We start from the raw sequence: 12966 nt of genomic DNA, 5'->3' as shown, positions 1-12966 counted from the left end.
AGGTTTAACATAACAACTCTTTAAGTGTTAGATTTTGTTGTTTGGACTGTTTAAAAATACTTTCTATGATTTGCAAAAAGGTTGACACGGTGGGGAAGCGCCCATAGAATTCTTGCCTGTTTTTTGGGGCCTTAGCTCAGCTGGGAGAGCGGTTCGCTGGCAGCGAACAGGTCAGCGGTTCGATCCCGCTAGGCTCCACCAATTATTCTGAAATAAAGCATAATTGGAAAACACTATTCTCAGGACATTCTGTCCACATGCGCTAAGCGCTTTGTGGGGCTATAGCTCAGCTGGGAGAGCGGTTCGCTGGCAGCGAACAGGTCAGCGGTTCGATCCCGCTTAGCTCCACCAATTCACTTCATTCTATTTCATTTTTTCTCATTCATACTTCTAGATTGGTATTACTCATTGATTGCAATTAATTGATTTATGCGCCTATATTTTCAGGTGATTAATACCTAATAGCGAAAAATAGGAAGGGCAATGTCTATATTTGACAAATATAGACAACGGGTGACAGCTTGAAATGAGAGGATTATGAGGTCTATATAGTATGAATATCAGTTTTACCGATACGCAAGAAGCTTATATTGCGGCCCAAGTAAAAGGCGGCGATTTTCAGAATGCCAGCGAGGTAGTGCGAGACGCATTACGCCTGCATCAAATCTACCGTCATCGCATAATAGAAGACTTGCGCGCAGAGATAGCGAAAGGTTGGGACGGTGAAGCGAGTCCAAATAAAGTACAGGATATTCTTAATTCCAAGCTGGAAGAAAGACGCGCTTAATGGCTTCTTCTACTGCAAGCTATGAGCTGGCTCCAGAAGCAGAACAAGACTTGAGCAATATTTTTGATTATACCGAAAAGGAATTTGGTCTCGATCAGGCTGTGCAGTATTTAAAAGATCTAGAGCGCTGCTTTATCCAGCTCTGTAACAATCCTAATACCGGGCGTGAACGCACCGAAATTCTCAATGTGCGCTTAAGAGTTGTTCGCGTTCTGCATGGTAGCCGAGATCTACCTAAGCATTTTTGAATAAAGATTTTTAGTAAAGCATCCTTAAGTATCTCTTTCCAATGCGCTAGAGCCAGGATGAATTCGTATTCACTTTTTAAATTATTCAGTTCTTCTTTTTTATCGCTTCCAAGGTTAGGCTTATTAGTCTTTTATTAAGCTGCTTTCTAACGCGTAGGATTCTTGCATGTTTCAACTTTATACAGGTAACCGTCTAGAGGATTTAGCCGTGTTGCTTGCGAAGATTCTGGCTGTTTCACCGCCAGAAAATCCGTTTGATGATGAATCTATCTTGGTGCAAAACCCCGGTATGGCACAGTGGCTGAAGATGTTTTTGGCCGAGTCGCATTCTATTGCTGCGGGATTGGTGTTTCCTCTGCCTTCTACCTTTGTTTGGCAAACCTTTGCGCAAACCCTAGACGATATTCCCGCGCAAAGTGAATTTAACAAGCCTTTCCTAGTATGGCGTTTAATGCGTTTGCTCGACTCTCGTCTTGGTGAACCAGAGTTTCAGGCATTAAGTTGGTATCTTGAAGAAGACGATACACAAATCCGCCGCTTCCAGTTATGCAGCAGCATTGCCGATATTTATGACCAATATCTGGTTTATCGACCTGATTGGATCAAATCTTGGGAAGGTGGCGAAGCACAAGACCCCAAGCTAAAAGCCATCTTTGAGCAGCAACCTTGGCAGGCTATTTTGTGGCGAGATTTGGTCGCTGATGTCAGCCAGCAGGGCACGTCGCTTTATCATCGCGGCAATCTTATTGAGGCCTTGCATGACAAGACTCAATCCTCTGCTCGACCTGTTGGCGTTCCTGAACGAATTTTTATTTTTGGCGTGTCTTCCTTGCCGCCAAATACGCTGGAATCTCTTCGCGTGTTGGCCGCTTCTGGTTGGATTGATGTGCATTTGTTTTTGCAGAACCCTTGTCGTTTTTACTGGGGGGATGTGGTCGACAAGCATTATTTAGGTCGAGAAATAAAACGCCAAACCCTCAAGCCTGGATTGAGTACCGATACTTTGCATCTTGATGCCAATCCTCTACTGGCAAGCTGGGGGCGCCTAGGTCGAGACTACATTGCTCAGCTACAAGAAATGGCCGACAACGAACTAGAAGTCTTTGAAGACTATCAGAGCGAGCAAGCCAGTGGTTTGCTGCAATGGATTCAACAAGATGTGCTGACCTTAGAAAACCACGGTTCGCAACAAGAGCGAGACGCCAGCATTACCAATGCTGAGTATCGCCATTCGATTACTGCTGATGATCAAAGTATTCGTGTGCACCTTTGTCACAGTCCATTGCGGGAAGTGGAAGTGTTACACGACCAGCTTTTGCAAATGTTCGAGAGCGATCCGAGTTTGACGCCAAAAGACGTCATCGTCATGTTGCCCGATGTAAACACCTACAGCCCGTTCGTGAAAGCCGTCTTTGGTGCTGAAAAAAAGAGCGGACAAGCTCAAGTCAGAAAACACATTCCCTTTGCCTTGATTGACCAATCTGGTGGTATGGAAAATCCGATTGTTGATGCCTATTTGTATTTACTTGGCTTGGGTGAAAGTCGTTTTACCTTGTCAGAATTGATCAGCGTGTTGGAAGTGCCCGCTGTGTTGGCGCGTTTTGAATTAACAGCCGACGAATTGGAGCGTATTCGCCAATGGTCAACAGAAGTGGGCATTCGCTGGGGATTGGATGGCAAAACCGCTCAGCAGCATGATTTACCGATGCAAGAGTCTCATACTTGGCTGAATGGTGTGCGCCGCATGTTATTGGGTTATGCCATGGGACATGACCATATTTGGGAAGGCACGTTAAGTTACGGCGATGTGGAAGGTTTGGAAGCCTCTGTGGCCGGTAAGCTCGCTGAGTTTTTGGTCTCCATTAATGACGCACAAGCGAAATTGATGGAATCTCTCGCGCCGAAAGAATGGATTTCGACCCTGTATTATTTAGCGGAGCGTTTCTTCTTGTTGGAAGAAGACGATGCCTTCCAGGTGTTACTGACTAAGCAACTGGATGCGCTGACATTGCAATGGCAGCAAGCGCATTTTGACGCCCTGTTGGATCAGCAAGTTATCCGCCAGCTGTTATCGCCTTTGTTGCAAGAATCCCAAGGCGGTCAACGCTTCCTAGCGGGACGAGTGAATTTTTGTACCTTGATGCCCATGCGTTCTGTGCCCTTTAAGGTTATCTGTGTATTGGGATTAAACGAAGGTGACTATCCGCGTAGCGTTGCGCCCATGGGCTTTGATTTGATGGTTGGGCAATATCGCAGCGGCGACCGAAGCCGACGGGAAGACGATAAATATTTATTCCTTGAAGCCTTAATGTCAGCACGAGATTGTTTCTACATCAGTTATGTGGGTCGCAGTATTCAAGACAACAGTGAGAAAAATCCGTCTATCTTGGTGAGTGAGCTGTTGGAATACATAGGTCAAAGTTGTGTGTTTGAAGACGATCAAACATTAGCGCCAGACGAGGCGCAGAAAGCCTTGTTAGATAAACTGATTCTCGAACATCCTTTGCAGCCATTTAATGCAGCCTATTACTTTCAACCGCAAGGCTCGTCGCACGAATCTACTACGCAGTTTGATAAGCGCTTGTACAGCTATGACGAACAATGGTTGCCAGCCTTGCTTAGTATTCCAGTGGACGATAAGTATTCTGAGTTTTCACCCTTGGATGGCTTGGAGCAGCCAAGATTGGATCTTGCTCTGGACGAGTTGTCACGCTTTATTGGTCATCCAACGCGGTACTTTACTCAGCGTCGATTGAAAGCTTATTTGAGTATGCAAGAAGAGGAAGAGAAAGAAGATGAGCCGTTCGCACTGGATGGCTTGGCGGGTTATCAGCTGCGCGAAGGTTTGTTGCAAGCCATGCTAAAAGGCGATGAAGATCAGTTTATTGAACGTTTGTCTCTTATGGGCGCTTTGCCTTATGGCGCGCTGGGTCGATTGTCTTTGCAGCAGAGCCGTGGCCAATGTCAGCAGCTGTTGTCTGTTCTGCAAGGTTATGCGCTGGAAGAATGCGAACCGATTGAAGTGAACTTGACCCTTGGTAGTATTGTGCTGCAAGCGTGGTTGGATTTACCGACGGCAACGACGCGTTTGTCTTATCGCATTGGTGATTTGTCTGCCCATCAAAAAATGCAGGCGTGGATTGAGCATTTGGCCTTGTGTGCGCAAGGAACGCCAAAACAGCATCATCTTATTAATCTGACCAAAACCGGCAAGTTGCTTCAGCACAGTTTTATTATCATTCCTCCAAACGATGCCCAGGAGTATTTAAACGCTATGCTGGCTTTGTTGCAGCAAGGCTTGTGTCAGCCGATTGCCTTGCCAGCCAAAAGTGCCGACGCATGGTGCAAAAGTTATTGTTCGAGCAAAACGCAAGAAGACGCGGATATCGCTTGGGAGCAAGCATTGAAACTGTATCAAGACAACAGCAGTGCCTTTACTCGCAGTGAGGTGGACGACGCTTATTGGCAGCGTTATTTCCCCGATTTAAATCGCCAAAAGGAACAATTTGTCGCCTTGTGTGAGCAAATCTGGTTGCCCATGCATCGTCATTTGGAGGTGATGGAATGAGTCTTTCTTCCGAGTCTGTTTCCGTTAATGAGCTTTCTGCTAATGCAGAAGCCTTAAACATGATTCCTGAGCCGCTAAACGCCTTAACCTTTCCATTGTTTGGCAAACGCCTAATCGAAGCCAGCGCAGGCACAGGGAAAACCTACACCATTGCCAACCTGTATTTGCGCTTGCTGGTGCCAACGGGACAGGCTTTATCTGGAAATAACGGAGATTTGGATAAACCGCTGACGGTTGATCAGATCTTGGTGGTGACCTTTACGGAAGCCGCTACTGCCGAGCTAAAAGCGCGGATTCGTAATCGTATTCGAGCAGCGAGAAAAGCCTTATTACAAGGCGAAAGCAGAGATGTTTTTCTGGCGGATTGGATGGCGCAAATGTCAGACGAGCAAAGTGCGGGCGCCATAGAAAAACTTCTGTATGCCGAAAAGCAAATGGACGAGGCGGCGGTATTTACTATTCATGGTTTTTGTCAGCGTATGCTGAGTCAAAACGCCTTTGAAAGTCGCATGTTGTTCCAACAAACCATTGAGACCGACGAGTTAGCGCCATTGTCTATGGCGGTGAAAGACGTTTGGCGCAGTGTGTTTTATCCAATGGACGACACCAAAGCCGCTTTGATTCAGCCAATTTGGTCGAATCCAGATGCTTTGTTGAAAGACTTATATTTATTGAATAACCAGCCTGACGCCAAAATCGCCGTGCCAGATTATGATTGGGAAAGCGCGTTAAGTCAGGCGCAACAAACCATGGCTGCGGTTCGTGCTATGTGGCTTGATCAATCGCGAGACATCATTGACGCCCTTGAGCGCAGCGGCATTAAACGAACCTTTTGGCGCAAAGATCCGTCGAAAGACATTCAAGCTATCACGCAATGGGCGAACTCGACGCGTTTTGAACTAGACAAGAGCCTAGAAAAATTTGATACCAATGAACACGCCAGCCGATTGAGCAAAGGCGGTGATCTGCCTGCTCACGAATTCTTTGGCTTGGTGCAGTCTTTGCGTGAAAGCTTTCCCGATGCGGGGCGATTAAAAGCGGTCTTGCTGACTCAATTGTGGCAGCAAACTCAAGAGCGCATGAAACGCTGGAAGCGCAGTACTCAATCGCTGACTTTCACCGATTTGCTTACTTCCCTTGATGTGGCGCTGACGCAAGACGAAGCAGGTAAATTAGCGGAACGTATTCGTCACCTTTATCCCATTGCCTTGATCGATGAATTCCAAGACACCGATGCGGTTCAGTATCGAATTTTCTCCACCATTTATGCGCCAGCGCAAGTGGATCAAAACGCCTTAGGTTTGATCATGATCGGCGATCCTAAACAGGCAATTTATGCCTTTCGTGGTGCGGATATTTATACCTATTTGGCGGCGAAAAAGCGTGTCGATAGCGTGTATTCTTTGGCAACCAATTATCGTTCTTCGGCGGCGATGATTCAGTCAGTGAACGGACTTTTTACCACGCAAGCAGAACCCTTTCGTGTCACTGGGATTCCTTTTGTTGAAGTGCAAGATCGTGGCGTTGCAGGTGGCTTTTCTCGACAAGGTCAAACCCAAGCCGCGCTGCAGTTTTTGTATCAACGCAGTGATGAGCCAGTTTCCGCCAAAGAGTATCGTCAAACCATGGCGGAATCTTGTGCGGCGCACCTTCATGAGTTGTTGCTAGAAGGGCAGCAAGGCTCTGCGCTTATAGATGGCAAAGGTGTACGACCAAAAGATGTTGCCTTGTTGGTGACTAACTTTAGTCAAGCCAATGCTTTGAAAGACGCCTTGCGTCAGCGTGGTATTTCCAGTGTGTATTTGAGTGACAAAGGCTCGGTGTTTGAAACGGTTGAGGCACGAGAATTATTGATCGTGCTGACGGCGATCTTATCTAATGGACAAGAAAGCAAACTGCGCTCAGCCTTAGCAACCAGTTTAGTCGATTGGTCATTAGAAGATTTGGATACGCTGAATCACGACGATGTCGTGTACGAAAAATGGGGACAAGCCTTTCGTGATTATCTAGATATCTGGGATAAGCAAGGCTTGTTGCCTATGTTGCGTGAATTTATGCAGGACGTATCGCTAGCGGCAAACATGCTTAGCCATACTGACGGCGAACGTCGCTTGACGGACTTTTTGCATTTGACCGAAAAGCTCCAGCAGAAGTCTCTTGAGTTGGATTCTAAAGAAGGTGTTTTACGCTATCTCAGGTTGGCGATTCAAAACCCCAATGGCAACAGCGACGAGCAAAAGATTCGCCTTGAAACCGATGCGGAATTGGTGCGGATTGTCACCATTCACAAAAGTAAGGGCTTGGAATACCCAATTGTCTATTTGCCCTTTGCCTTTACTCCATACAGAGATCAAGACAAATCGGCTTTATATCACGATGCGCAACAGCAGTTGTGGATCGCCATTGATCCTGATGAAGAGCAAACCGAGCTTCATAAAGAGGAATTGTACGCCGCAGAAATTCGCTTGGCTTATGTGGCGTTAACTCGCTCAAAAGAGGCGTGTTTTATTGGCACCATGGATGTAGGTAAAAGTGCCAATAAAACCCGTGGTGCTGTGTCAGATGTCCATCTTAGTGGGGTTGGCGCTTTGATTGGCGAAGGTGAGCCGCTGGAAGCTGGTGACTTGTATCCGAGTATCGAGCGCCTTTGCGAGCGCTATCAAGCAGGTCAAATGCAGCTGTTGGAATTGCCTGATGAGCCGCCGCGTTTACCTAGATTTAAAATGGCACAGGCAGAGTTGACAGATCCTAGTGTGCGACATTTTTCTGGTCGTATAGAGCGAGACTGGTGGGTGGGAAGTTATTCCTCGCTGGTGGTAGAAGACAAGGAGCATCACGATGAAAGCGTGCCTGGCTTAGATGAAGCGACACGCTTGCTGGACCCATTGGCGGAAGAAATCGATCTAAAAGACAGTCAAGAAGCGCCAGAGCAAAATCGCTTCACTTTCCCCAAAGGCGCCAAGCCTGGGACATTCTTGCATGACACCTTAGAAGGCAAAGCGCTACATGATGTGTCTGCTCATCCGAGCTTTAAGGATTTATTAAAAACCAGTCACCATAAATTAATGGCTGACTTTTACGAGCGCCAGGGCTTTGGTGAATGGCAAAGTGTATTGAGTGAATGGCTGCCAGATATCGTCAATACTGAGCTAATGACTGGAATGAGTTTAGGAAGTTTGGCGCCATCGGCTTGTCGCAAAGAGATGGAGTTTTTTATCCCTGTGACTGGCATGAACGCCTTGCAGCTGGATCGGATTTCTCGCGAGCATGATGAGGTGTCACGTGTTGCGCCCATGATTCAAGATCGTCCATTGAAAGGCATGCTAAAAGGTTTTATCGATTTGCTGTTCGAATATCAAGGCCGTTATTACGTGTTGGATTATAAGTCGAACTATTTAGGCGATGATTTTGCTGATTACGAACCTGAGAAATTGGTTCATGCCATTGCCGAGCACAGATATGATCTGCAATATCAACTTTATACCTTGGCTTTGCACCGTTTATTAAAGCAACGCTTGCCAAATTATGATTATGACAGGCATGTGGGTGGCGTGGTGTATTTGTTTCTTCGCGGTATGCAGCCAGAACAGCAAACAGGCGTATTCAAAAGCCGATTAAGCCTTGAACATCTAACCGCCCTAGACAAGCTGTTTAGCGGCGAAAGTGATAAGCCAAAAAATGACGGGGCGGTGCAATATGGACTTTTCTAATCAGTTAGGTTTGCTCGACTCTCTTGATGAAAAAGCGTGCGAAGAAAATCCATCTGCTACGACGTCCTTTAGTTTGTCTGCTTGGCAAGCTAAAGGGGTTTTACGAGCGATTGATCGTCAGTGGATTGAGCAGCTGGCGCAACATGCCAAAGAAGCCAATTCAGAGGTAAATAAGAGCGCTGTGCATATCGCCGGAGCTTTATGCAGCGCGTACCTTGGGGCTGGCCATATTTGTATCGATCTAGCGAATATTTGGCAAAGACCACCAGAAGGCATTGGTCTAGAAGAATTAAGAGCGGCATTGGAAAAGAGCGGTGTGAAGAGCGTGTCAGCTTGGTGCCAAGTCTTGCTGGCAAGTTGTCTGGTTTCGTCGGCAGACAGTGAGGTTGAACGCCCTATGGTGTTGGCTGGCTCACGTTTGTATTTGTATCGCTATTATCAATATGAACAACAGGTGCTGAATTATCTTAAAGGCCAATTTTCTGTGTCGCCTTTTGATGTCGATGCCGGTTTGTTAGCACAACTTTTTCCTAACCAATCCGATACGGTGGATTGGCAAAAAGTCGCCGTAGCCAACGCGGCGAGCTTGCCTTTTTCAGTGATCAGCGGCGGTCCAGGAACGGGAAAAACAACAACAGTAACTAGGTTATTGGCTTTGCTGGTGGCTCAGTCAATGGCGGAAGGCAAAGTACTGCGTATTGAACTTGCTGCGCCAACAGGAAAGGCGGCGGCGCGGCTGACGGAATCCATCTCAAAAGCCAAAGCGGCTTTGCCATTAAGTGACGACGTTAAGCTAGCCATTCCAGAGCAAGCCAGTACCTTGCATCGTTTACTGGGTAGTGAATTTGGACGCAGCCGTTTTAAGCATAACAAAGACAACCCTTTGCATTTGGATGTGTTGCTGGTGGACGAAGTGTCCATGGTGGATTTGCCAATGATGGCGAAGTTGATTGATGCCATGCCACCTCATGCTCGACTTATTTTATTAGGAGATAAAGATCAACTTGCCTCGGTTGAAGCGGGCAGTGTGCTCGGTGATTTATCTTACGGCATTGAAGAGGTTTACTTTCAACCTGAATGGGCAGAGCGACTGAGTAATCTTACTGGGGAAAATCTAGCCCCGTTTGGTAATCCATCGGCACCGCCAATTAGTCGAGCGCTTACTTTGCTGCGCACCAGTTATCGCTTTGATGCAAATAGTGGCATCGGACACTTAGCAAAAGCGATGAACGCTGGTGACAGCTCCGCCGTGTTGCGTTGCCTTGAGTCTAATTACGGTGATGTAGAGTGGCGAGCACCAGAAGAAGGGCAAACCAAAGCCGATATCGCGACATTGGCTAAAGGCTATGATGATTATTGGGAAGCGGTGCGTCAGAATCTAGATATTGCCAAGTTGTACGAAGTGTTTTCACGTTATCAGATTTTGACGGCGGTGCGTCAAGGTGAGTTTGGTGTCGAGAAGGTGAATGCTCAGCTGGAACAGTATTTTTATCAGCGAGGACGAGTAAAAGATCCCCATGTTTGGTATCCGGGAAAAGCGGTGATGCTGACGAGAAACGATGCGGCATTAGGCTTGTTTAACGGTGATATTGGCCTTTGTATGCCAGATGAGTTTCAGCGTCTTCGGGTATGGTTTATGCAACCTGATGGCTCTTTTACTGGCTTGCTGCCGAGTCGTTTGAGTGAGTTTGAAGTGGTCTTTGCGATGACGGTACATAAATCCCAAGGCTCTGAATTCGATCAGGTTGCCTTGTTATTGCCTATGACACCTTCGCCAGTATTAACCAAAGAGTTGCTTTATACAGGTATTACTCGGGCGAAAAAGTCATTTAGCTTATGGGGATCTAGCGGATTGATTCGGGCAGCGAGCAGCACGCGTATTCAGCGTTATTCTGGCCTTATTGGAGAGCTTTGGCATTGATATTGAAATATTTGGCTCCATTATTCCTAAAATGTTTAAAAAGCGAATAAAAGCGTAGGCTAAATAATCTTGTTGCGCGATTCTTGATGTGATTTTTTTATGTTAGGGTAAGCGGCATTTCAACACTGCAAAAATTTAAAATTTCGACATTATGTAAAGTAGGAAAGAGTAGCAACAATGGCAAAAGAAATTGTTTTAACCGGTGTTACCACCACAGGCACTCCACACCTAGGCAACTATGTGGGAGCAATTCGTCCTGCGATCGAAGCGAGCCGTCAAGAAAATACGGAATCTTACTTCTTTCTTGCGGACTATCATGCGTTGATCAAATGTCAGGATCCAGAACGCGTGAAACAGTCCCGTTTAGAAATCGCGGCGACCTGGCTAGCGTGTGGCTTAGATACTGATAAAGCAACTTTCTACCGTCAGTCTGATATTCCTGAAATTGCCGAATTGAATTGGTTACTGACTTGTGTAACTGCAAAAGGTTTGATGAACCGCGCCCATGCTTATAAAGGCGCTGTCGATGAAAATCTTGCGAACGGCCAAGACCCAGATTTTGGTATTACCATGGGCTTGTTTTGCTACCCAGTGTTAATGGCGGCGGATATTTTGGCGTTTAACGCGCATAAAGTGCCTGTTGGTCGTGATCAAATACAGCATATCGAAATGGCGCGAGACATTGCTGGTCGTTTTAATCATTTATTTGGTGAGCATTTTGTATTACCTGAAGCGGTTGTTGGCGAAGAAGGCTCGATTCTTAAAGGCTTAGATGGCCGTAAAATGAGTAAGAGTTACAACAATACGATTCCATTATTTGATACTGAGAAAAAGCTGCAAAAAGGTATTAATAAGATCAAAACAAACTTGCTAGAACCAGGTGAAGCGAAAGACCCAGATGATTCTACCGTGTTTGATATTTATAAAGCGTTCGCAACTCCAGAACAAACTGCCCAAATGCGTCAGAATTTTGCAGAGGGCATTGCATGGGGCGAAGCGAAGAAGGAACTTTTTGCTTTGGTTAATGGTCAACTATCTGAACCACGTGAAAAATACCTTGAGTTAATTGCTAATCCAACTCATGTAGAAGAAGTTTTACAGGCTGGGGCGGAAAAGGCACGAGCTCGTGCACGTGGAATGATTTCAGACTTACGCAATGCCGTTGGTTTGGTCAATTTTAAATAAAGGAGAGTTTTGTGAAAACAACAGTATTTGCCATGTTAATGGCGTTTGTTTTGGCAATCGGCGCTGGCGGTTATAGTGCGGATGTTCAGGCTAAAAAGTTTGGTGGCGGTAAAAGTTTTGGCAAAAGCTTTTCTGTTTCTAAACCGAAAAGCACTGCAGCTAATACAAGCAACACGACGAACGCTGCAGCTGGCGCTAAAAAGCCTGGATTTTTAGGCGGCTTAGGCGGTGGTTTGTTAGGTGGCTTGTTGGCTGGTGGTCTTTTTGCTGCCTTGTTAGGAAGTGGTGCTTTTGATGGCATTTCTTTCGGAGATATCTTGCTTTTTGCTGTGATTGGTTTCTTGATTTACAAGTTCTTTATCGCACCAAAACGCCGTGCTGCTCAGGCTCAAGCCAGTGGTGCCGGTGCGAATGGTATGTTCCGCGAAATGCCGAATTCAACTCGCGATAATGTTCAGCCTTCTCCAATGTCTGGTATGAGTGGCTTTGGTGCACAACCAGAGATCAAGCTTCCACCAGGATTTAATGAGCAGGCGTTTGTTGCTGAAGCAAAAAATCATTACATCACGCTGCAAAAAGCATGGGATGACAATAATTTTGATGAGATTCTAGATTATGTTAGTCCTGAGCTTTACAACATGTTGGTTGCAGAACGCGCGACTTATGGCGATGACAAGCCTCGTACCGAAGTTATCTCTTTGATGGCCGAGCTGGTTCGTGGTGAATATATTGGTTCAATCGCTTCTATCTCTTTGCAGTTTTCTGGCTGGATCAAAGAAGGTGATCAGACTTCCGATACCAATGAAATTTGGCATTTGGAAAAGAATATGTCTGATGCAAATGGAAATTGGACAATAGTTGGGATACAACAAGACAACTAATTGTTACTTAACTTTGCTCGTAGGCTCATCACAGTTTGTTTACACTAGACAAAGCTTGTGATGAGTTCTACATTACTCTTATTAAACTGAATATGGATGTGAGCCATGTCTGAATTAGCGCCTATTAAAGAAAATGGGAAAGCCTTAGCGGAATCGAAAAAAGGCGAGTTGTTACAGTATCTAACCTTTAAGCTGATTGACGAGACCTATGGTATTAACGTCATGCAGATTAAAGAAGTGCTACGTTATAGTGAAATCGCCCCGGTTCCAGGAGCGCCTTCTTATGTATTAGGCATTGTTAATTTACGTGGTAATGTCGTGACGGTAGTGGATACTCGAGTACGTTTTAGTTTGCCAGAGTGCACTATTACCGATGATACTCGAATTATTATTATCGAGCATGACGGCGAGCAAGTTGGTTTGCTTGTTGATGCAGTCCAAGAAGTATTCTATTTATACCAAGGTGAAATTGAGCAAAGTCCTAGCGTTGGTAACGATGAAGCATTGAAGTTCATTCAAGGTGTTTATCAGAAAGAAGAAGAGTTGGTTATTTTGCTTGAGCTTAACCGTATGTTTGAACGCAATGATGCACTTGGTATCGAAGCGATGAACTAAGCCAGTCGATTCTTTTCAGAACAAACATAAAAACCATGCCGTTGAGCATGG

Annotated in this window: 8 protein-coding genes and 2 tRNA genes; all 10 read left to right on the top strand. The window is 45.8% G+C overall.

Annotated elements, in window-relative coordinates; translation table 11 throughout:
• Positions 1 to 125: 125 nt before the first annotated feature.
• The 10 genes from CYL31_RS14865 (at position 126) to CYL31_RS14820 (ending at position 12915) form a co-directional block, all read left to right on the top strand.
• A tRNA-Ala gene (locus CYL31_RS14865) sits at positions 126 to 201 on the top strand.
• A 74-nt stretch (positions 202 to 275) separates the two neighbouring features.
• A tRNA-Ala gene (locus CYL31_RS14860) sits at positions 276 to 351 on the top strand.
• 202 nt (positions 352 to 553) lie between these two features.
• Positions 554 to 787, top strand: a complete 234-nt coding sequence (locus CYL31_RS14855) for a type II toxin-antitoxin system ParD family antitoxin (protein ID WP_212915968.1) — start codon at positions 554 to 556, stop codon at positions 785 to 787.
• Positions 787 to 1035: a type II toxin-antitoxin system RelE/ParE family toxin gene (locus CYL31_RS14850; protein ID WP_212915967.1), complete on the top strand. Its 249-nt coding sequence runs from the start codon at positions 787 to 789 to the stop codon at positions 1033 to 1035. The genes CYL31_RS14855 and CYL31_RS14850 overlap by 1 nt, the downstream gene beginning before the upstream one ends.
• Before the next feature lie 166 nt (positions 1036 to 1201).
• Entirely contained in the window at positions 1202 to 4603 is a 3402-nt protein-coding gene (gene recC / locus CYL31_RS14845; protein WP_212915966.1) for an exodeoxyribonuclease V subunit gamma, read from the top strand.
• A complete protein-coding gene (gene recB, locus CYL31_RS14840; protein WP_212915965.1) occupies positions 4600 to 8313 on the top strand; it encodes an exodeoxyribonuclease V subunit beta in 3714 nt (1237 codons plus the stop codon). Before recC ends, recB begins: the two co-directional genes overlap by 4 nt.
• Positions 8300 to 10234 (top strand): exodeoxyribonuclease V subunit alpha, encoded by a 1935-nt coding sequence (gene recD / locus CYL31_RS14835; RefSeq protein ID WP_212915964.1) that lies wholly within the window; start codon positions 8300 to 8302, stop codon positions 10232 to 10234. The genes recB and recD overlap by 14 nt, the downstream gene beginning before the upstream one ends.
• 177 nt (positions 10235 to 10411) lie before the next feature.
• Positions 10412 to 11419 (top strand): tryptophan--tRNA ligase, encoded by a 1008-nt coding sequence (locus CYL31_RS14830; RefSeq protein WP_212915963.1) that lies wholly within the window; start codon positions 10412 to 10414, stop codon positions 11417 to 11419.
• 11 nt (positions 11420 to 11430) lie between these two features.
• Entirely contained in the window at positions 11431 to 12300 is an 870-nt protein-coding gene (locus CYL31_RS14825) for a Tim44 domain-containing protein (RefSeq protein ID WP_212915962.1), read from the top strand.
• Between the two features lie 105 nt (positions 12301 to 12405).
• Positions 12406 to 12915 (top strand): chemotaxis protein CheW, encoded by a 510-nt coding sequence (locus CYL31_RS14820; RefSeq protein WP_249411601.1) that lies wholly within the window; start codon positions 12406 to 12408, stop codon positions 12913 to 12915.
• Positions 12916 to 12966 lie beyond the last annotated feature (51 nt).

Origin of the sequence: Marinomonas sp. A3A, from assembly GCF_018336955.1 — a bacterium.
Taxonomy (GTDB): domain Bacteria; phylum Pseudomonadota; class Gammaproteobacteria; order Pseudomonadales; family Marinomonadaceae; genus Marinomonas; species Marinomonas lutimaris.
The sequence above is the reverse complement of the archived record's forward strand: the minus strand, read 5'-3'. Positions and strand labels throughout refer to the sequence as shown.

Bases quoted from the DNA above. Each gene is read 5' to 3' on its own strand.
- CYL31_RS14820 (WP_249411601.1), top strand. From the start codon at position 12,406: ATGTCTGAATTAGCGCCTATTAAAGAAAATGGGAAAGCCTTAGCGGAA.
- recD (WP_212915964.1), top strand. From the start codon at position 8,300: ATGGACTTTTCTAATCAGTTAGGTTTGCTCGACTCTCTTGATGAAAAA.
- CYL31_RS14855 (WP_212915968.1), top strand. From the start codon at position 554: ATGAATATCAGTTTTACCGATACGCAAGAAGCTTATATTGCGGCCCAA.
- CYL31_RS14830 (WP_212915963.1), top strand. From the start codon at position 10,412: ATGGCAAAAGAAATTGTTTTAACCGGTGTTACCACCACAGGCACTCCA.
- CYL31_RS14850 (WP_212915967.1), top strand. From the start codon at position 787: ATGGCTTCTTCTACTGCAAGCTATGAGCTGGCTCCAGAAGCAGAACAA.
- recB (WP_212915965.1), top strand. From the start codon at position 4,600: ATGAGTCTTTCTTCCGAGTCTGTTTCCGTTAATGAGCTTTCTGCTAAT.
- recC (WP_212915966.1), top strand. From the start codon at position 1,202: ATGTTTCAACTTTATACAGGTAACCGTCTAGAGGATTTAGCCGTGTTG.